The sequence below is a fragment of the Clostridium sp. UBA1652 genome (assembly GCF_002320975.1).
Taxonomy (GTDB): Bacteria; Bacillota; Clostridia; order Clostridiales; family Clostridiaceae; genus Clostridium_T; species Clostridium_T intestinale.
In genome coordinates this window covers 1-21344 of sequence record NZ_DCLI01000024.1, presented here as the reverse complement: position 1 = coordinate 21344, position 21344 = coordinate 1, and the positions used below count along the sequence as shown (strand labels likewise).

Sequence of the window (21344 nt, the reverse complement as noted above, 5' to 3'; positions counted from 1 at the left end):
AAAGTGGCTATTACAAATTCCTTTGTAATAGCCACTTAACCTATTAAGTTATTATTTTGAAATTTCCTTACTAAATATCCATTGTTTTTCTTTAAAATCTCTACCTTTAACAGTAACCTTATTTCCGTTAACCTCTACATATAATCCTTTAATATAAGGTTCATTTCTTCTTCCACCTTCACTATTTTCATCTGGAATTATTGTGTAATGAATTGCTCCAGTATGAATAGTTGTGAAAGGTTGATCTAAAACCACACTACTTTCAGTTAAATCTCTATGAGTATGTGAAGTAAACAGAATAACTTCGGGATACTTATCTAATATTTGTCTAACCTCATCAGCTTGATCTGAACCTACCCATCCACCATTTTTACCATTACTTAAATGTTGATGTAAAAATACAAATATAGGCTTACCCTTCTCATATTTCTCCGCTAATTTTTCTTTTAACCAATTTTGCTGCTCTGGAGAAATATAAGCTTTTACAGAATTTAAAGTTTCGGAATTCCCATCTTCTGATCCTAAAGATATAAAATGATAGTTATTTACCCAAGTATCATGATATACCTTATCTTCTCCTGAAAAGTCCAAATATTTACTTATGAAATCTTGAACATCTTCTGCTGAATTCTCCCCATGCTCATAATCAAAAAATTCATGGTTTCCTATATTTTTTATTATCTTGTCAGGAAGTAAATCTTTATTTTTATTAATTGTATCCTTCATAGACTTATATTGCACATCTAATCCTTGGTCCACACTATCTCCATTTAGTACAAGTGCATTAATGCCAGGGTTTATTGTATACATGTCATTAATGGCCTTCTGGAAACTATCTACATTTTCATGTACATCTCCAAAAACCCCAAAAGAAAGATCTACATCTGGAATCTCAGCAGTTTTTACATCTTTATTAACAGGACCATTTTGGTTTTTAATAACTAAGCTAGCAATAATCCCTACAACAAATATCACAGCTATAATAATTAACACTCTAAATCTCTTCATATATAAATCACCTCTAAAACAATTTAAACTTATATAAATTATACCATATAATTCCTAGTAAAATGGTCATGTTTTATTCATTTTAAAAAAAATTGCTAATACTCTTAAGTATTAACAATTTTTTTATATATAAAATTTTAGAATGCTTTAAATCTATCTTTACTTACTCCGCAAACTGGGCATTTTTCAATATTATCACCTATTTCAGTAAAGCCGCAAACAGGACAAATATATATAGTATCTGCTTCAATATCTTTTCCTTCTTTAGCTTTATCTTGAGCTTTTTGAAATAAGTCAGCATGGATTTTTTCTGCTTCTAAAGCATAATGAAATGCTCTTTGAGCATCTTTTTCATCTTGAAATTTAGCTGTTTCAAGATATACTGGATACATTTGTTCAACTTCATGAAGCTCTCCATCTATAGCCCCTTGAAGATTATCTACTATATTAGTTTCTCCAAATACAGCTCCTGCTGCTACAGTATTATCTCCAACTTGATTCTTAAGTACATTAAAATGGTTTTTTGCATGAGCCCATTCAGCATAAGCTACAGCTTTAAACAGTCTTGCTATGTTAGGATATCCATCCTTTTCAGCTGCATCGCCCCAAATTAGATATCTCATATGAGCCATACTTTCTCCACCATAAGCTGAACGTAAAAAATCTGCTGTCATCGCATTTTTTAATGCCATTGTAAACACATCCTCTCAAATAATCATTACTCCCCTATATTATGTACCTTATGAAGGATATTATACCTAAATATTCTATTAATATAAGTTTATTCCCATTCACATACTCAATAAAATCTGATAATATTATAATAAATATAAAATTGTAACGTTTATAACTCTGAAGGAGGTTTTATATATGATTAACATAGATAATGTTGAAAAATACCTAAGAGATAATGGAATAAGTCCTTCTTATCAAAGAAAAAGAATATTTGAATACCTTTATGAAAATAAAAACCATCCAAATGTGATACAGATATACGAAAACTTAGTGAAAGAGATTCCAACTTTATCAAAAACTACAGTTTACAACACTCTTAATTTATTTGTGGAGAAAAAAATAGCTGAAGTAATCACTGTAGAGGATAATGAAGTTCGCTATGATTTATTTAATCCAAATGTTCATGGTCATTTCAAGTGCGAGAACTGTAATGAAGTATATGATATAGATATTGATTTTAACAATCTTGCCATTAAGGATTTAGAAGGTTTTACAATAAAAGAACAATACTTTAACTTTAAAGGTATTTGTAAAAAATGCGGGGATTTAAATAAAGAATAATCCTCCTCTTTTAGGGTATGTTAAGCACTGTAAAATTAAAGTTTTACAGTGCTTTTTATTTATAATTTCTTAATAATCATTATTGACAACACTTATCAATAATGTTATTATAATATTGTAATCATTACAAAGTTTAAATGATTATAAAATTTGTTTATTATTTGGAGGGATTATTTATGAGTAAAAATTTTATAGGTTTAGAAAAAAAATCGTTAGAAAATGTAGTAAAGGAACTTAATGTTTATTTAGCAAATTTAAATACACTATACACAAAAATACACAATCTTCATTGGAATGTTGAAGGACCTGCCTTCTTCCAATTACATGCAAAATTTGAAGAATTCTATAATGGGATATCAGAGGATTTAGATGCTGTTGCAGAAAGAATATTAATATTAGGTTTTAGACCAGCTGCTTCTTTAAAAGAATATTTAGGTTTAACAACTGTTAAAGAATTAGATAGCAAGGGAATCTCTGGAGATGAATCAATTAATATACTTCAAGAAGATTTTACTTCAATGGTCGAACATTCAAGAAAAATACTTACTTTAGCTGAAGATGCTAAAGATCAAGGAACTATAGATCTTGTAGCTGGATTTATATCAAATTACGAAAAAGCTCTATGGATGATAAGCGCATATAAAGCTAAATAATTTAAAGGAAGTTTTTTACTTCCTTTATTTATTTTTAGGTATATAATTCTAAATACTTGTCCACAATTTCTAATGAGGTGATTGTGGTGAGTTTAAAAAATATTTATCTTAATGAAAATTTCTATATAACCTTGGCTTTTATATCATGGTTTGGTTTTATGTGTATTCAACTGGCTCCTTAGAGGGAGCTTTTTCATTTATATAAAAAACTCCATAAGCCTAATTTCTAAGCTCATGGAGTTTTAATACTGGTACATATTCTAATCCTCAATTATAATTTTTATAAATTTCTTTTTTCCTATTTGTATAATCATTTCTTCAACTAATTTAATATTTTCTAGTTCTAAGGTTCTAGTATCATTTATTTTTATTCCACCCTGTTCCATAAGTCTTCTAACTTCCTTTTTGCTTTGAACTAAAGAATGTTCAGTTAATATCTTCATTAAATCAAACCCACTTGAAGTTGCTTTTACAGTTAAAATATCATTAGGAATATTGCCTTTTTGAAAAATTTCAATAAATCTTTCTTCTGCTTCCTTAGCCTCTTCTTCTCCATGATAAAGTTTTACAATTTCTTTTGATAACTTCATTTTTATATTTCTTGGATTTTCACCATCATCTAAAGACTTTTTTATTAACTGTATATCATCTGGATGTACATCCGTTACTAACTCATAGTACTTAATTATTAGTTCGTCTGGTATAGACATTGCTTTTTCATACATTACTTTACTAGGCTCATCTATTCCTATATAGTTACCAAGACTCTTACTCATCTTCTCAATTCCATCTAAACCCTCTAATAAAGGCATAAATATATTTGTTTGAGAGTCCTGTTTATATTCTTTTTGCAAAGTTCTCCCCATAAGAAGGTTAAACCTCTGATCTGTGCCTCCAAGTTCAATGTCTGCCCTAATTTCCACCGAATCATAAGCCTGCATTAAAGGGTAAAAAAACTCATGAATCCCAATTGGTTCGTATTGTGTATATCTTTTCTTAAAATCCTCCCTTTCAAGCATTCTTGCTACAGTTGTGGTGGCAGCTAGTTTAATTACATCTTCAAAATTCAACTTAGATAACCACTCACTGTTAAACCTAAGCTCTGTTTTACTTTTATCAAGTACTTTAAAAATCTGTTTTTCATAGGTTTTAGCATTTTCTATTACCTGCTCTTTTGTAAGCTGTTTTCTTGTTTTTGATTTTCCAGTAGGATCTCCTATCATTCCAGTAAAATCTCCAATAATTATTACTGCCTTATGCCCTAAATCTTGAAGCTGTTTTATTTTTCTTAATACTACGGTATGACCTAGATGAATATCTGGTGCACTAGGATCTAATCCTAGTTTTACAGTTAAGGCTTTTCCTGTTTCAAGTTTTTCCTTAAGTTCATCTTTACCTACAACCTCATCTACTCCTTTCATAATTATTTTTAGTTGTTCTTCAGTGCTTTTCATTTAAATTTCCTCCTTTAAACTAATATATATTCATACATAGATAATTACTTAATTACCTATGTATCTAAGTATCTACGTTCCTAATTATCTAATTATTTAATTAGATAATTAGATAATTAAGTATGCAGTTTTTTTGCGCAAAAAAACTCCCGTCCTTATAAAAAGGACGAGAGTAATAATCCCGTGTTACCACCTTAGTTCATCTATGCGTCACCACATAAACCTTATCAAGTACGCCAAAATTCTTGGTTATACTCTAGCACTATAACGTGTGCAGGATACGTCTTATTCCTACTAGTTATTATCTTTCGGAATGCTGCTCAGAGATGTATTCAAATTAAAATCCTTTGGCCCCTCTCACCTACCGGGAACTCTCTTTAAAGGTTATCCTAATCCTACTTATTCTCTTCAAAGCTTTTAACCATATATATTTTATATCATTCTAAATTATTAAATCTGCTCTGTCAAGTATAACCACTCTTCCATACAAAGTTCTAGTTCAACTTGTAAATCTTCTTTATTTTTGAAGCATTTATTTATTTCTTCGTAGTTTCCTTGAATAGTCTCCATCAATTCGTCCAAGGCTTTTATTTCTTTTTCTATCTCTGCTATTTTTTCCTCTAACTTATTTAATTTATAGCTGTTATTTTGATTGTTGTTAGCTTTAGTCTTTTGTTGTTTTTCTACCTTTAAAGGTTTTATCTCTATTTTAATTTCTTCTTTTTCATTTTTCTTAACCTTATAATAATCATAATCTCCTAAATAGCTGTTAAATTTCCTACCCTCTAAAGCTACTATTCTACTGCTCATTTTATTAATAAAATATCTGTCATGAGATATAAAAAATATTGTTCCTTTAAACTCATCTAAGGTTTCTTCTAAGGTTTCTATAGAATCAATATCTAAATGATTTGTAGGCTCATCTAATATTAATAAATTCGCCTCATTATATAAAAGCTTACTAAGTTTTAATCTAGTTCTCTCTCCTCCAGACAATCCTTTAACCTTTTTAAATACTGTTTCTCCAAAAAACATATACTTTGATAAATACTCTCTAGCTTTTCCTTCTAATATTTCTATATCTTCTCTAAAGCACTCTAATACAGTTAACTCCTCATTATTAAATATAATATTTTGAGGTAGATAGGCTAATTTTACATTAGCACCAATCTCTGAAACTCCACTATCTAAGGATTCTTCATTTAATAAGGTCTTTAATAACGTTGACTTTCCAGAACCATTTGCACCTATTAGGGCTACTCTTTCCTTAAATCTAACTAATAAATCACCTTCATCAAATAGAGTCTTATCCTCAAATCTTTTAGAAGCACTTCTAACTTTAATCACTTCCTGAGCTGACCTATCACCTTGAGATAGCGTAATGTGCATATTTACTTTTTCTGTTTTAGGTTTATCTACCTTCTCCATTTTTTCTAATCTTTTTTGCATACTGAAAGCTCTTCTATAGAATTTTTCATTTCCAGAACGATTAGCCCAATCTCTTAAGGTCTTTATGGACTTCTCCATTGAGTTTATCTTTTTTTGTTGTACCTTATATAACTCATATTGCTGCAATAGATTATCTTCTTTTTCTTTAACATAAGCTGAATAATTTCCTTTATAACTAGTACTTATTAAATCCTCTATTTCTATAGTTTTCGTTATTACGTTATCTAAAAAATATCTATCATGGGATACTATAATAACCGTTCCTTTATAATTTCTAAGATACTCTTCAAGCCATTCTAAGGACTCCATATCAAGATGATTAGTAGGCTCATCTAAAAGAAGAATATCTGGATTTTCTAGTAGTATCTTTCCAAGCACTACTGTTGTTTTCTCTCCACCACTTAATAAATCAAAGCTCCTATCTAAAAAACTATCCTTAAACTTAAGGCCTTCACAAACCTTACTAAGCTTCTCTTCCTTATCGTATCCGCCTAAAACTTCATAATTTTGCTGAAGCTCGCTATATTGACTTAATAACCTAGAAATATCTTCTCTCTCATCTGACATTATACTTTCTAGCGACTTCATTTTCCTCTCAAGCATTAATAGTTCATCAAATGCTATATTTAAAATTCCTCTTACTGTTGACCCTTCTTCAAACCCATAAATCTGTTCTAAATAGCCAATAGAGGCACCTCTTCTAATACTTATACTTCCATTATCAAGATTTTCAGTTCCATAAATGAGTTTTAAAACAGTACTTTTTCCACATCCATTCCTTCCTACTATACCTATCCTTTCCCCTTTATTAACTTCAAAGGTTATATTTTTTAGAACTCTATTAGCTCCAAAATACTTTTCTACATTGTTTAATGATAATTCGATCATGTTAAAATCCTCCTTAATTTTAGGCAGGAATGTACTTGTGGAATTTTAAAGTATATTTTTAAATAGAGAAAAATCCGCACAAGTAAAACATTGCCCGGATAAGATAAAAAAACATATAAAAAAAACCAGGCAAGGCCACACCCTACCTGGATACTATCTCTAAATAAAAAATATATCTGGTAAACTATGAATTACTCGCTTCTTGCATTGAATATCTAATTTTAGACGCACCTATCCCGTAAACTATAGAATTTGCTGAAATTCTAGTGGAAGTTGCTCTAACTTTTGACATTCTATCAATAAAGCAATTATTCATTTTCTACCCTCCTTAAATAATATATTTGGTTTAATTATAGTGTAAATATAAGTAAAAATCAATATTTAAATAAATTTCTGTGCTATCATAGTAATATTGATATATAAATCGCAGCATAGGAGGAGTATAATGAGCAGCACTTTAATATTTTTATGTATAGCAGGCTTTTTCGCCACTTTAGTAGATTCTATAGCTGGAGGTGGTGGACTTATAAGTCTTCCTGCATATATGCTTACAGGAATGCCTACGTATTTAGCCTTAGGAACTAATAAATTTTCAGCTTCTTGTGGATCTTTCACTAGCTCTCTTAAATTTGCAAAATCTAAAATCCTAGATTTTAAAATTCTAAGAATTTTAGTACCTTTCACATTTATAGGCGCTATATTAGGAGTTAATACAGTTTTAATTATTGATACAAAATATCTTAATGTCATTGTACTTATATTATTGTTATCTGTAGGTATCTATAGCCTATTTTCTAAAACTGCTGGAATGGAGGACAAGTTTCAAGGTCTTACTCACAAATCTATCTTTTTAGGAATAATATTAGCATTTTCATTAGGTTTTTATGATGGCTTTTTTGGCGCAGGAGTTGGATCATTTTTAATATTTGGACTGGTTAAAGTATTTTCTTTTAATTTTGTACGAGCTAGTGCCAACTCTAAAATCTTAAACTTTACTAGCAATATAACATCATTAGTTATGTTTGCAATAAAGGGGCAGATAGATTATAAACTTGGAATTCCTGTAGCTATATTTATGATATTAGGAGCCCAAGTAGGAACAAGAATGGCTTTGGATAAGGGTGTTAAACTAATAAAACCATTATTTGTAACCATGTCTTTAGGAGTGGCCTTAAAGATGCTTTATGAAATTGTTCTATAATTCGTATGAATAGAAACATAGATTAAAGAAAAAAATAGCTGAGAATAGATTAAATCTGTTCTTAGCTATTTTTTATTTCACATAGGAGTTTTGATATGAGCAAAAGTTCAATAATTAAGTCATTAATTTTATTAAATATAACTCTTTATTTTGCTTTTCTGATTATAGATATAACCAATAAAGATACAGGAACTATCTACTCCCAATTCTTAAAATATTCAACAATACTACTATGCTTTGTTATATCTTTACTAATAGATAAAGATGGTTTTAACAAAAATGATACTAAATTTTTGCATATAGCTTTATTCTTCACTACTTTAGCTGACTTGTTCTTAGTTATCTTAAATATACTAAGTCCAGGTCTAATCTTTTTTATATTAGTTCAGCTTACCTATATAAAAAGACATCTACGCATTTATAAACCCTCCAAAAAAATAATTTTTCTAGTTTTATCTCTATATCTAGTGCTTCTTATTTCTTTGTTTCCACTTAAACCCACCTATATAGATTGGAGTTTATATTTCTTAGGTATAACCTATGGGGTTATCTTAATAACCAGCTTATTAATTGCCTTAAGCACACTAAAAAAGAAATCCTATCCTAAAGAGAACTCAATAATTATAGCTCTAGGTATGTTTTTATTTTTTATGTGTGATTTGAATGTAGGCCTAATGAATATTCTGAGGGGCTATAATTTTTATATAGCTTTTTTAATATGGCTATTCTATTTTCCTTCTCAGCTTCTTCTTTCATTAAGTGGTTTTTCATTTAAATATTTAAAAAGTTTATTTTAATTATCTTTTGCAAGCTTATAGGGTTTAATATTATTGCTCTTCAAACCATTAGCTAAGGATTTGTATAGTCTCTCTTTATGTGGATCAACTAATTCTTCATCCTTATAATAAATCCTAGGAGTTTTCCACAAAGCCTTTAGTGCTGCAAATAAAGGCATCTCATGATACTTATCCGGCCAAAGCTCTAATATATGCGCTTTAATAATAGGATAATGTTTTGGATTTATTCCTGGGAATAGATGATGCTCTGTGTGATAAGAGAAATTAAAATGCAATACATCTAACCATTTAGGTACTGTAACTGTAAGGCTATTTGCTAACGGATCATTTACAGGTACTAAGGGATTTAACCTATGGTTTGTTGATATATATCCCATAACTATAAGATTACCAATGAGTACAGGTATTAGATATATATATGCCCACTTTTCAAAACCTACAATAGCTAATAACCCAAACCAAAAAGTCCAAGGGAAAATAAATTGAAACCAAGTGCTTATTGACTTTTCTTCTACTAGCTCCTTAAAATACACAAAAAACATTCTAACGGAATGCAGAGTAAAAGAAATGCTTAATGCAGTAAAGCTAAATAAAGATCTAAACCATAGTGGAAGTTTATATACTAATTTTATAAAGCCTCTTTTATTAAAACTCTCTAAACTCATCCATGCATCAGGATCTTTTTCATCATCTTGAGTATGAGCATGGTGATTAAGATTATGCCACTTAACCCAAAGTCTTGGCCCAACACTTAAAGGTAAAAATGCTATTCCTCCTAAAAAATTTCTAAGCCACTTATTTCTAACAACAGTTCCATGTAATATTTCATGCCCTAAAAAACCCATAGAACCAAAACTAAAGCCTAATATTAAAGCTATAGCTAACTTCCCAACTGTATTTATATCAAATAGAACTACCGCTGACATTCCTATAGCCACAACTATAAGATATATAAGTCCCCCAATAAGTCTTGTTGGGGCAGGTTTAAAAATATCCTTATCCAATTTAGGATGTATTTGCTTAGCATACCAACTCATATTATGAAGATCCTTCATACTTTTCACACCTTTCAATAATTACTTTGATTGTCAAAGTAATATAATAAATAAATTTACTATATCTTATCAATAATATTTATCATTTGTCAATAGTTATCATTTAATAATTATATTTCACAGAGAAAAAACAGCCATAATTTTATGACTGTCTTTACAATATTTTATACATTTCATGCTGTTCTATCTTTTGTTTATTAAAGTTTAGCTTTCTCAAAAATCCTTCAAGAGAGGCGTTATTAGTAAAACCTATATTGATTTTATCTAAATTCAAGTTTTTTATTGCTTCAATAAGAAGATTGCTTGCGATACCTTTTAATCTATATGCTTTATCTACATGCAGATTCCCTATTCTACCTTTGTCATTTATTGAAATACATCCTATTATCTGATTTTCATCATAAGTTCCATAACAAAAATAATCCTTAGAAGCTTTTATATAGTCAATATCATTTTGCCAAGGAATATGAAGGTTTTCTTTATTAGAAAAATATTTTTCGTATTCGTCTATAGTTATTATTTTAATTTCTATACCCTTTAATGGATAGTTTTTTATTTCCTGGGAATTTTCTAAAGAAAAATATGAAATGTTATATATTTTTTCATACCCTTGCTTTTTATAAAAGTTAATAGCCCTATCATTTCCTTTTATAACTTCTAAAAACAGTTGTCTACATCCATTTTTTCTACCCTCTTCTAAATGTAGTTTGAATAACTCTTCGCTTATACCTTGCCCTCTATAGTTATTATCTACTGCTAATGCTCCACATCTTAATGTCTTAATTTCTTCATAAGATTTTATTCCACCTAAAATTATTCCTACACCTATTCCATCTTTAATGGCAATATAAGAATTATTTAAAGAATTTCCCTCAACTTCAAAAAATTTATGAAAAAAATCTTCTTCTTTCATTTCAAATTTGATCATATAATCACTAAATCCCTTTATAAATGTCTTGTAAATTGTTTCTTTATCTATATCTGTACATTTAATATAATTAATCATTTTATCCTTCCTTAAATATTATAATTTTAATCTTTCTACATACACTAATATTATCATATTAAGATTATTTTCAATATCTAATTGTCCAAATATGGTATAATTAAGTAAAAGGGAGGGTATTATGCGAGTATATATTAAGAGATTTCTATTATCATCATTTGTAATAATATTGAGTTTATTATCAATAGGATACCCTAGTAAAGCTGCTGAACTTCCTAAGAAACCTACTTCTGAAATATATTTTCAGGATTATGCAGAGATGTTTTCTAGTGGCACTAAAAACTACATTTTAAATGCATCGGAAGATGTTAAAAGCAAAACCACTGCTGAAGTTGCAGTAGTTACAATTAATTCACTCGATGGTGATTCTATTGAAAATTATGCTAATAACCTTTTCAGATCATGGGGTATAGGAGATAAAGAAAAAAATAATGGAGTTTTAATTCTTATATCTAAGGATGACAGACAATTTAGAATTGAGGTTGGATATGGATTAGAAGGAGCTATTCCTGATGGAAAAGCAGGTACATATCTAAGGGAACTCACTACTAATTTTAAATCAGGAAAATATGATGAAGGTATAACAACTCTATATAATAGAATTATTGGGGATATTGGACAAGAATATAATGTCGATGTTAGCAGTTATACCCAAGATACACCTAAACTTTCTTCTTCAAATTCAGGAGATGATTCATCCTTCTTTAATGTAGGATTAATAATATTTCTTTTATTAATAGGTATTTCTTTCATTGGAAGAGGAGGTCCTGGAGGCAGAGGAGGAAGAAGACGTAGAAGACCTTACAATAATGGTGGATTCTTTGGTGGCGGTTTTTATAGTGGCGGCTTCGGCGGTGGCTCTAATGGTGGATTTGGTGGCGGTTCATCTGGTGGTGGCGGCTTTGGTGGTGGTTCTTCAGGTGGCGGTGGCTCTTCTGGAGGCTGGTAATTAAATATTTAAGGAGGTTTGCATTAATGAAAAAAGGATTACTTTTTACTATAATAGGATTTGTTATAGTTATTATAATAGCAGTTGGAGGTTATATTGGAACTTATAATAGCCTAGTTTCTAAAGATCAAAATGTTTCTTCTAAATTAAGTCAAATAGACAATCAACTTCAAAGAAGAAATGATTTGATACCTAACCTTGTTGAAACAGTAAAGGGATATACTAAACACGAAGAAAAGGTATTTGGAGATTTAGCTGCTGCAAGAGCTAAGATCTCAGGAGCATCTAGCGTTCAAGAAAAAGCAGAAGGAGATGCTGAATTAACTTCAGCTCTTAGAAGCCTTAATGTTATAGTTGAAAACTATCCAGTACTTAAAGCTAATGAAAATTACTTGAAACTTCAAGATGAATTAGCTGGAACTGAAAACAGAATTGCGGTTGCTAGAAAAGATTATAATGATTCAGTTCAAGTTTTCAATAGTTACAAAAAGAGATTTTTTGTGAATATGTTCTTTGGTGGAAGATATCCAGATAAAGAATACTTTAAAGCTGCAGAGGGAGCTACAGAAGTTCCTAATGTAAATTTCTAGAATATTAAAAGCTGTGCACTAGAAAACTCTATGCACAGCTTTTTTAGTTAAGTTATTATTAAAATCAATGATATTATATACAGTATTAAATAAACTATAGCTGAATACTTATATACTTTCTCTTCTAGATAAAAATCTCTATCTGGTACAAAAAACGTATCTTTATTAGCCTTCTTTGCAACAACTCGTCCTATTATTAACTCACCTATAATAAAAATTATTAAGAATAACATTATTCCAGTTAAAAGTATACCGAACATATACTCTACATTTTTAAATATTAAAGAAATCACTAAACTTATTAAACAATTTCCAACGGTTATAGCGATGAACTTTTTAATATTCTCATAGACTCGTCCCCAACTCTGATCACTGAATGTTGCTGTTTTATAAAAACTATACATCTTTTTTTCTTTATAAACATCGGACAATTCACGTCTATCAAGTTCTTCTTTTAAAGTCTTTATGAAATCCCCTATATTTTCTAGAACTACTGTAAGTCTTATATTACCACCATTATATATTATCTTTGCCCATCCCCCTGTATATTTTATAGATGGAAACTTTATTTTTTCAATACTACTATAAGGAATTCTTTTTTCACCCTTACTATATCTATAAATTATCTCTTCATCAGTTAAAATAACCTCAACTTTTTTAAATCTCCTAAATAACACAAAATAAATTAACGTAAATTCTAATATTAAAAATCCCAAGAAACCAACTTGCCCTATAAATAAATATCCCATAATTTGCATAAAATTTTCTTTATCAGTTAAAGCAATTGATAAAAATATAGTTATAAAAATAGCTATAAAAAATAGAATGAATATTCCTAGATATTTTAATGGTTCCCTTAAATGTTTTCTATAAATGTACTTCTTGTCCATTCAAATCCCTCCTAAAAATATATTTACTAATTATACCACTATATTGTTTTTAGAAGTAGAAAAAGCCTCAAACGTTTAATTTTGAAGCTTAATCGTTAAATTTATCTGGGGATCAAACCCCACCTGAATCAAGTTTCACTGGATATATTTTTAAGTTCTGGAACAATGTTTGGAGGAACTTCCCCACAAACACCTTTTATAAGATTCTCTGCTCCAACCTTAGCCATTTCAAAACGTGTTTGATCATTAGATGAACCTATATGAGGAAGTGTTACTACATTGTCTAGTTTAAGTAGAGGATTATCCTTTTCTACAGGCTCCTTTTCAAAAACATCAAGACCTGCTGCATATATCTTTTTATTCTCTAAAGCATCGATTAATGCTTTTTCATTTACAGTTTGACCTCTAGATGCATTAATAAATATAGCTGTCTTTTTCATTAAATCAAATTCTTTATATCCTATTAATCCTTCGGTTTCCTTTGTTAGTGGAGTCATTAAAACTATGAAATCTGAAACCCTTAAAAGCTCTTCCTTATCACTATATTTAGCACCTAGTTTTTCTTCAACCTCTGGCTTTCTGCTTCTATTATGATAAATAACATCCATATCAAAACCTAATTTAGCTCTTTTGGCTACAGCTTCACCTATTCTTCCCATACCTATTATTCCTAGAGTTTTATGATGTACATTTAAACCAAACAGATTTAAATCATCTCCTCTTTTCCACTTTCCATCTTTAACATACCTATCTAATTCAGGTATTCTTCTTGCAACGGATAAAATAAGTCCAAATATTAAATCTGCCACAGTGTCATCTAAAACATTAGGAGTGTGAGTCCCCATTACTTTTCTAGCTTTCATAGCCTCTAAATCAAAATTATTATATCCAACAGATATATTGCTAACTATCTTTAGATTTGGTGCATGACTTAATAACTCTTCATCTATACGAGTTCCAGTAGTTATTAACCCATCTTTATCTGAAAGCTTTTTATATAGTTCTTCTCTTGTTCTTTTTTCATCTGAGTCCCATTTTTCATAGTCACAGTACTTACCTATATACTCTAATATTTCATCTGGAACCTTTCTTGCAATAAAAACCTTTGGTTTCATAACTATCCCTCCTGCTACAGCTAATTAATAATTTAATTATAGCATAATGTTAATTATTGGGAATAAATTACCTTACAGCATTTTATATCAATTCCATTTAAAAAATATAGCATTAACAAAAGATGTTGATTAGTATTTTAATAAATAATTATACAGGAAATATGTTTAATTTATAATTAATAAAACTCTAAAAATTCAATATTTCACCTATTATCTTTATAATAAAAATTTCAATATTTACTTGAAAATTTTAAATTTGTATCTTATAAATTAAATTTAAGGGAATCAGTGCTTGTATTTTGAGTTTTTCAAGCACTGATTTTAGCTAAATATAATATTTACCTAAACACATTCATTTTTATCACTTCAAAATTATATTTTTATTATTCGGCTCCGTATCTCCAGCTCATGTTTCCATCTATATTTGCTTTGTAAGCAAGATTTGATGACCTAAAGTACAATGAATATGTTCCTGCATCATTAATCCAAAAGTCTTTACTGCCTGAATTAACACCGCTAATTGTAAAGGATTGATTGTTATAAGTTGAATATCCCAATACGCCTTTTTTAGTAACCGATATTGTCATGTCTCTTGTACCGCTACTGGTTGTCCAAGATGTATTCGAATGATTTACTGTTATACCATTTCCAGCATTTTTAAATCCAAAGGACCCTACTGCTCCCTTATCACAAATTCCACTTCCATTATAAGAAAATAAAACCTGTCCTTGGGATAATGCAAATGCTGTAATTGTCAAGAACGTCATTAGTAAACAAGTAGATATAATTACTTTTTTTAAAAATTTCATTTTATATTTCTCCTTTTTTTGATATCATATGAATAGTCCCCTGTAAAATAATAACATGGAAATTGTAATAAATATACATAAAAGGAGAAAAATATGATTTTATCTAAGAATTATACAAAATTTATTTTAAAAAATGTACTACTTTTAATGTTAAGCGCGGTAATTGGATTCCTTTTTAATTACAATATTACTATTGAGTTAGTCCGTAGGTTCGTCTTTATTTCTGACCAATTAAGAATACCTCTAGGAATTTTGATGTTGGTCTTTCAAATAATTATATTCTTTGCATTAATTAAACTTATACTTGAAAGAAATATAGATTCTCTAACTAATAAAATTATTTGGATATGCTATTTTTCTATGATGGTATTCCTTTTATTTGGTCGTCCAATTGCAGGAGCTTCTATAAATTTAAATCCATTTAACATGTTCTATAGTTTAAATAATTCAGATCAAATTCTTGTATCAGTATTTAACGTTATTTTTTTTATTCCTATTGGATTTTTATTTATAAGAAGAAAGATATCTTATATTTTAGCCATAATGATTCCAATTGAATTTTTAATTGAGTCTATTCAATATTTATTTAAATTAGGTATGTTTGATGTAGATGATATTATTTTGAATATACTTGGAATTTGTATTGGTTTCTTCATTTTTAAAAATTTTAATAAAATAAAAATTAAAGATAAAAAATATACTACAATTAATAAATAGATTATTCAATACAAAAAACTAAGGGCTATTTTTTTTAATAGCCCTTTAATTACAATACCTATATGTTTTTAATTGAATTAATAACTTCCCCAATTACCCTAATCCCTTTTTCTATATCCTCTTCACTAACTCTAGAAAATCCTATTCTAAAGGTATCTTCTCCCCTTCCATCAGTATAGAAGATATCTCCTGGAGTAAAAACTACGCCTTTTTCATAACATTTTTGAAGAACTTCTCTTGCATTTATTCCTTTAAGTTTTATGAAGATATGAAGTCCACCTTCTCCAGTTATGCTTTCATAAGAAATATATTTATTAACCTGTTTTAAAGTAAATTCATATTTGTCCTTATAATGTTTTCTTACCTTTTTTACGTATTTATCAAAAGCCCCACTTTTCATATAATGATAGAGTATTCCCTGGTCAATAAAAGAACTGTGAATGGTTCTAGCTCTTTTAACGCTTTCTAAGGTGTCAATTAAATCTTTATCTCCAAATATCCATCCAAGTCTTAAGCCTGGAAAAAGTATTTTAGATAAACTACCAACATACACAACCCCGTTTCCATCTGTACAAAAAGAGGCTAAAGAAGGTACAGGGGAACTGGTATATAAAAGTTCTTCATTAAACCCATCCTCTATAACTGGAATTGAGTGTTTTTGAAATATATTAAGTACTTCCTGCCTCTTTTCACCATTCATAACTATTCCTGTAGGATTGTGATAAGAAGGTATAATATATGCAAATTTAGGCGAAGTATTTTCTAGCTCCTTCTCTAAGGATTTAGTATGAATTCCATCCTCATTCATAGGAACACCTATAATATCTAACCCATGGGCTTTCATTATTTTTATTGCTGTATTATGAGTAGGATTTTCACATATAATCGCATCTCCAGGCTCTGTTAATGTATTTATTATTATATCAAAACCCTCTGTAAAGCCATTAGTTACAAGTATATCTTTTCCTTCTGTATTGATCCCCTTGCTTTTCATATACTCCATCAAATATTCTAATAAAGGTTTATATCCCCTTGCATATCCATAGTTTAATATCTTATTTCCCTCTAAAGATATTACATCTAAAAAGGCTCTTTTAAATTCTTCTATATCAAACAAATTTTCCTCTGGTGCAATGCTTTTAAAAGAAATCATATTTTTTTCCCAAGGAAGTTCAGTTTTTAATATATCCATACTTTCACATATAGAGCCATAACTATTAATTCTAGTTCCCCAGTCAATATTAAATTCATTTTTAGGTTTAGAAGCCTCTATAGTAACAAAAGTTCCTTTGCCCCTTGAACTTTTTATTATTCCATCTATCTCTAGATTTTCATAAGCAACAACTACAGAATTTCTACTTATATTCAAAAAACTGCTTACCTCTCTAGTAGATGGAAGTTTACTGCCTTTTTGAAGCATTCCTTTTTCTATACTTTCTTTTATATGATTTTCAACTTGAATATATATAGGCTCATCTTTATTAAGCTTTAGGGATGAAAATATCATCTACACTACCCCTCTCAAACTAGTGAATATTCTATAATCTTATCTAATAATTCACTATACTCCATATTTGCTCCCTTTGCACTTTTAGGAAAAAGTGAGTTTTTAGTCATTCCTGGTAAAGTATTTATTTCAAGTACATAAGGAAGCCCCTTACTTACTATAATATCAATTCTTACATATGCTTTACAATTAAATATATCCCAGCATCTTTTTCCTATCTCCTCAAACTCTGCTTGTAATTCTTTAGGCAAGGTTACTAATTCCTCTGTTGCTCCATCATCTGCATATTTTGATACATAATCAAAAAACTCTGTATCAGATTTTATTAAAAGTATAGGGAAAACCTCTCCATTTAATACTGGTATAGTATACTCTTCGCCTTCTAAATATTCCTCTACTAATATTTCTGTAGAATATTTTAATGCTTCCAGTATACTTTTTTGTAGTTCTTCTTTATTTCTAACTATTGATACCCCTATACTAGATCCTCCAGCATTAGGCTTAACCACCATGGGATAACCTAAAGCTTCTAAATCCTCTATACTAGAGTTTTTATTTTTTAAATTTATTTTTATATCTTTAGCTAACCTTATTCCTTCGCTTTTTAATATTCTCTTAGTCTGCTTTTTATCCATACAAAGTGCACTAGTTAAAACTCCACATCCAGAATAATTCATTCCTATGCTTTCTAATAAAGCTTGAATACTTCCATCCTCTCCAAACTCACCATGCAAAGCTAAAAACACAAAATCCAAACCTTGAACTTTTTCTATTACTTCTTTTTTTGAATTTATTATTATAGGAAAAACCTCATATTTATTTTTATCTAAATTTTTTATTATTCCTTCTCCTGATTTTAAAGACACTTCTCTTTCTGATGATATGCCTCCCATTAAAACTCCAACCTTCATTTCTCTTCACTCCTATTAATTATATTTTCATTACAATTATATTCGTATTGAGAGCTTTACTTAAAATCCACTTTTATAGGAATTTTCTTATGAGGTGGAGAATTTCTATTCTTAAACTTTTTTTCCACAGCTTTTTTAAAACTTTTGTACAATTGTACAGCTGTACAATTTTTCTCCTGTACACTTGTACAACTGTACATCTGTACATCTGTACAAAATATTTTTCCAAAAATAAAAATAGCTAAAACCTTAAGTCTCAGCTATTTTTATATTTAAAATATTATATCCTCTAAATTCTTTAACTCCCCAAAAGATCCCCAAGTTCTCTCATGATGTTTTATTATATCCTCTGCCTTTAATACTTCTGTATCAAAAGTTGTATGGCAACCTCTCACAAATGTATTTTTATATTCTTTGCTAAAAGCTGCTCTTATTGTTGTATCTACACAGAACTCAGTCTGCATACCAACTATAGTCAATTTCTTTATGGCTTTTTCTTTGAGAACCTCTTCTAAATTAGTTTTAAAAAATGAGTCGCATTTAGTTTTAGCCACTACAACTTCATTTTCTCTAGGAGCTATCTCAGGATGTATATTCCAAGTTTCTGTCCCTCTTTTGTATGGACTATCATAGTCTACAGTATGCTGAACAAAAATCACTGGAACCTCTTTTTTTCTTGCTCTTTCTAAGAGCGTTTTTATGTTAGCTAAAGTCTCTTCTCCCTTATATACTCCCCCGTCACACATAAACATAGCTAGTTGTACATCTATAATTAATAAAGCTTCCTTATTCATCTTCTTCCCCTCCCTTAAAAATGTTCACCATTTTCATAGTACTTTTTCTCTTCAAGAGCAGTAAATATAACGTCAACGTCTTTATATCCAATGGAATTTATGTTTTTAGTAATGATTTTTGCAGCTTTATCTTGAACATCTTGACCCCTGTCAAACCACTCTACTTCAACTATTGGACTTCCTTCAACATAGGCTCCATCTTTTATAAATTTTGATTCTACAACCTCTAAGGAAAAATAACTTCTTGGACATTGTATTAAAGCCTCTAATTCATCTATAAGATTTTTACTAACTGTAATTAGTTTTCTACCTTCTATAGCTTTAAACTTTAATAATGGCATAAATTTTCACCCCTACTTTAATTTAAATATAATTAAAGAATACCATAAATATGAAGGTAGTAGCTACAAAATCACCTTAGCTACTACCTTTATATTTTTATTCATAGATATTTTTTAATTTATCATTTAAATCCTTAAATTTCTCTATGGAAGTTCCGTAATTCCTAATATCTTCACCAACCTTTTCAGAAGCCCACTCTCTTGTATATTCAGGAATTCTATCTCCTAGATAATATTTTATAATATCTAAATTATCAATAAGGGCAAACATAAGAATTGCATTTTTCTCAAGTTTATCTCTACGTTCCTCATTTAGATAATATGTTTTATTTTCTCCTAATTCAACTAAATTTACATTTATACCATAAGGATGATCATCTGTTTGAAGTTGTACAGTCCCCACCTTAGCTCCTTCTGGAAAATCTAGTCCAGATACTATATTAACTACTTTCGAATTATCTCCTACATATGGTGTTTTATTTTTATACAAGGTTTTAGTTACATCTTCTTTAATAAAACTCCTAGTATAGGAGTTTGTAACTAACCCTATTATTACCGCTATGACTATAATGGAAGTTATCAGGATTCCTATAAAAGTTCTTTTTCTATTTACTAATATATTCTTTATGCGAGCCTTTACACTACTTTCTCCAAAAGCAAAAGGTGTAGTTAAACTAATTTTTCTTACTGAATAAGAAAGTAATATATTAGAATAAGTTTTTTTATCCTTAACACTATAGTTTTTTATAACACTCTCATCGCAGGACATTTCCATGTCTTTTTCCATAAGATAATAACACATCCATACAACTGGATTAAACCAATGGAGCATAACAATAAAAAATGCAAACAGTTTTATAATATAGTCTTTTCTTTTGACATGAACTTTTTCATGGTTAAGCATATGTTCAAATTCACTTTGTTTTATATTTACAGGCATATAAATCCTTGGTTTTAGCACCCCGAACACAAAAGGCGACTCTATTAAATCTGTTTCATAAATATTTTCTTCGATAAGTGTAGCAAATTTCAACTTGTTTTTAAGTCTTATATAATCTAATAGACTTTTTGAAAGAAAAATAACAAACCCAACTATCCAAATCACAGCTAAAGTTTTCATTATATTATCCATGTTGGTTAAATCATTATTTGAGTAATTCTGTAATATATTAGACTCTACTAATGCAGTTATATTACTATTTGATGATAAGTTATTTGAATTGCCAACTTGATATGATATTGGAGTATTAATTTTCGGCATAAAGCTCAATATGCTATTAATTGAAAAAGGAACTATAAGTCTAAAGAATACAGGAATCCAAAGAATATAGCTAAATATCTTAGGTGACTTTTTTAATAAAACCCTAACTAATATTACAACTAAAGCTACATAAGTGCTGGTAATACTCATATTTAATAAATACTCAAATAGATTTTTCACTCAATAGCCTCCTCTATCATTTTTTTGATTTCATCAGCTTCTTTGTTTGATAATTTCTTTCCCTTTAAAAATGTTGTTATAAATTCAGGGATGGAACCATTAAAAGCTTTATCTAAAAGTGCATCACTTTCATATTTTTGAACCTGCTCCCTATTGATTAAACTAGTAACAATTGCATTATCATTTTTAAGTATCTCACGTTCAGAAAGTTTACGAATCATATTGAAGGTTGTAGATTTTTTCCACCCAAGCTTTTCTAAACATACTTTTGATAATTCAGTAGAATTAACTGGCTCTATCTCCCATATTATACTTATAAACTTAAATTCTGCATCAAAAAGTTTGTAATCTTTCATTCTAATCCCCCTTTTGGTTTGTCATGATAAACCTCTTATATCTAGTTTATCCCGACAAACCTATTTTGTCAAACAAAAAAAGACATGCATAACATGCAATGTCATTAAGTTAAGAAA

At 29.1% G+C, this 21344-nt stretch carries 22 protein-coding genes and 1 other annotated feature; of the genes, 6 read left to right on the top strand and 16 right to left on the bottom strand.

What is annotated here, in order from left to right; all coding sequences use genetic code 11:
• Positions 1-51: 51 nt before the first annotated feature.
• Both B3N22_RS04260 and B3N22_RS04255 read right to left on the bottom strand, forming a co-directional pair.
• Positions 52-1008 (bottom strand): metallophosphoesterase family protein, encoded by a 957-nt coding sequence (locus B3N22_RS04260; protein ID WP_073021051.1) that lies wholly within the window; start codon positions 1006-1008, stop codon positions 52-54.
• A gap of 137 nt (positions 1009-1145) precedes the next feature.
• The gene (locus B3N22_RS04255; protein ID WP_286905125.1) at positions 1146-1700 is read right to left on the bottom strand and encodes a rubrerythrin family protein; all 555 of its coding nucleotides are present in this window, start codon (positions 1698-1700) and stop codon (positions 1146-1148) included.
• 178 nt (positions 1701-1878) lie between these two features.
• Here B3N22_RS04255 and B3N22_RS04250 point away from each other — a divergent pair, with 178 nt between their 5' ends.
• Both B3N22_RS04250 and B3N22_RS04245 read left to right on the top strand, forming a co-directional pair.
• Positions 1879-2304, top strand: a complete 426-nt coding sequence (locus tag B3N22_RS04250; RefSeq protein ID WP_073021054.1) for a Fur family transcriptional regulator — start codon at positions 1879-1881, stop codon at positions 2302-2304.
• A 176-nt stretch (positions 2305-2480) separates the two neighbouring features.
• Positions 2481-2957 carry a Dps family protein gene (locus B3N22_RS04245; RefSeq protein WP_073021055.1) on the top strand — a complete coding sequence of 159 codons (477 nt, stop codon included), beginning with the start codon at positions 2481-2483 and terminating at the stop codon, positions 2955-2957.
• 260 nt (positions 2958-3217) lie between these two features.
• Here the strand turns inward: B3N22_RS04245 and tyrS are convergent, their stop codons facing one another.
• The 3 genes from tyrS to B3N22_RS04230 form a co-directional block, all read right to left on the bottom strand.
• Entirely contained in the window at positions 3218-4411 is a 1194-nt protein-coding gene (gene tyrS, locus B3N22_RS04240; RefSeq protein ID WP_286905122.1) for a tyrosine--tRNA ligase, read from the bottom strand.
• A 159-nt stretch (positions 4412-4570) separates the two neighbouring features.
• Positions 4571-4832: a binding site (T-box leader), on the bottom strand.
• A 29-nt stretch (positions 4833-4861) separates the two neighbouring features.
• A complete protein-coding gene (abc-f, locus tag B3N22_RS04235) occupies positions 4862-6748 on the bottom strand; it encodes a ribosomal protection-like ABC-F family protein (RefSeq protein WP_286905120.1) in 1887 nt (628 codons plus the stop codon).
• A gap of 184 nt (positions 6749-6932) precedes the next feature.
• The gene (locus B3N22_RS04230) at positions 6933-7064 is read right to left on the bottom strand and encodes a hypothetical protein (protein WP_275299576.1); all 132 of its coding nucleotides are present in this window, start codon (positions 7062-7064) and stop codon (positions 6933-6935) included.
• A 129-nt stretch (positions 7065-7193) separates the two neighbouring features.
• Here B3N22_RS04230 and B3N22_RS04225 point away from each other — a divergent pair, with 129 nt between their 5' ends.
• Entirely contained in the window at positions 7194-7949 is a 756-nt protein-coding gene (locus tag B3N22_RS04225) for a TSUP family transporter (RefSeq protein WP_286905118.1), read from the top strand.
• 793 nt (positions 7950-8742) lie between these two features.
• Here B3N22_RS04225 and desB read toward each other — a convergent pair.
• Positions 8743-9801, bottom strand: coding sequence for a Delta(10) desaturase DesB (gene desB / locus B3N22_RS04220; RefSeq protein ID WP_286905116.1), 1059 nt, complete (start codon positions 9799-9801; stop codon positions 8743-8745).
• Positions 9802-9955: 154 nt separating this feature from the next.
• The gene (locus tag B3N22_RS04215; RefSeq protein WP_286905114.1) at positions 9956-10807 is read right to left on the bottom strand and encodes a GNAT family N-acetyltransferase; all 852 of its coding nucleotides are present in this window, start codon (positions 10805-10807) and stop codon (positions 9956-9958) included.
• Between the two features lie 121 nt (positions 10808-10928).
• Here B3N22_RS04215 and B3N22_RS04210 point away from each other — a divergent pair, with 121 nt between their 5' ends.
• Positions 10929-11756 carry a TPM domain-containing protein gene (locus B3N22_RS04210; protein ID WP_286905111.1) on the top strand — a complete coding sequence of 276 codons (828 nt, stop codon included), beginning with the start codon at positions 10929-10931 and terminating at the stop codon, positions 11754-11756.
• Between the two features lie 26 nt (positions 11757-11782).
• Positions 11783-12346, top strand: coding sequence for a LemA family protein (locus B3N22_RS04205; RefSeq protein WP_073021077.1), 564 nt, complete (start codon positions 11783-11785; stop codon positions 12344-12346).
• Positions 12347-12393: 47 nt separating this feature from the next.
• On the opposite strand, the gene B3N22_RS04200 is transcribed toward B3N22_RS04205, so the two are convergent.
• From B3N22_RS04200 to B3N22_RS04190, 3 genes are all read right to left on the bottom strand, one after another.
• Positions 12394-13236 (bottom strand): hypothetical protein, encoded by an 843-nt coding sequence (locus B3N22_RS04200; RefSeq protein WP_286905108.1) that lies wholly within the window; start codon positions 13234-13236, stop codon positions 12394-12396.
• A gap of 128 nt (positions 13237-13364) precedes the next feature.
• Complete coding sequence (locus tag B3N22_RS04195) at positions 13365-14351, bottom strand: 2-hydroxyacid dehydrogenase (RefSeq protein WP_286905106.1); 987 nt, start codon at positions 14349-14351, stop codon at positions 13365-13367.
• Between the two features lie 383 nt (positions 14352-14734).
• Positions 14735-15160: a hypothetical protein gene (locus B3N22_RS04190; RefSeq protein WP_286905105.1), complete on the bottom strand. Its 426-nt coding sequence runs from the start codon at positions 15158-15160 to the stop codon at positions 14735-14737.
• A 93-nt stretch (positions 15161-15253) separates the two neighbouring features.
• Between B3N22_RS04190 and B3N22_RS04185 the strand changes: the two genes are divergently transcribed.
• The gene (locus tag B3N22_RS04185) at positions 15254-15877 is read left to right on the top strand and encodes a VanZ family protein (RefSeq protein WP_286905103.1); all 624 of its coding nucleotides are present in this window, start codon (positions 15254-15256) and stop codon (positions 15875-15877) included.
• Positions 15878-15935: 58 nt separating this feature from the next.
• Here B3N22_RS04185 and pdxR read toward each other — a convergent pair whose 3' ends face one another.
• The 6 genes from pdxR to B3N22_RS04155 form a co-directional block, all read right to left on the bottom strand.
• Positions 15936-17384 (bottom strand): MocR-like pyridoxine biosynthesis transcription factor PdxR, encoded by a 1449-nt coding sequence (pdxR, locus tag B3N22_RS04180; RefSeq protein WP_286905100.1) that lies wholly within the window; start codon positions 17382-17384, stop codon positions 15936-15938.
• Positions 17385-17398: 14 nt separating this feature from the next.
• Positions 17399-18295, bottom strand: coding sequence for a D-alanine--D-alanine ligase (locus B3N22_RS04175; RefSeq protein ID WP_286905098.1), 897 nt, complete (start codon positions 18293-18295; stop codon positions 17399-17401).
• A gap of 272 nt (positions 18296-18567) precedes the next feature.
• Positions 18568-19089: a cysteine hydrolase family protein gene (locus tag B3N22_RS04170; protein WP_286905096.1), complete on the bottom strand. Its 522-nt coding sequence runs from the start codon at positions 19087-19089 to the stop codon at positions 18568-18570.
• A gap of 14 nt (positions 19090-19103) precedes the next feature.
• Positions 19104-19430, bottom strand: a complete 327-nt coding sequence (locus B3N22_RS04165) for a DUF1904 family protein (RefSeq protein ID WP_286905094.1) — start codon at positions 19428-19430, stop codon at positions 19104-19106.
• A 97-nt stretch (positions 19431-19527) separates the two neighbouring features.
• Complete coding sequence (locus B3N22_RS04160; RefSeq protein ID WP_286905093.1) at positions 19528-20871, bottom strand: M56 family metallopeptidase; 1344 nt, start codon at positions 20869-20871, stop codon at positions 19528-19530.
• A complete protein-coding gene (locus B3N22_RS04155) occupies positions 20868-21227 on the bottom strand; it encodes a BlaI/MecI/CopY family transcriptional regulator (protein WP_073021105.1) in 360 nt (119 codons plus the stop codon). The genes B3N22_RS04160 and B3N22_RS04155 overlap by 4 nt, the downstream gene beginning before the upstream one ends.
• Positions 21228-21344 lie beyond the last annotated feature (117 nt).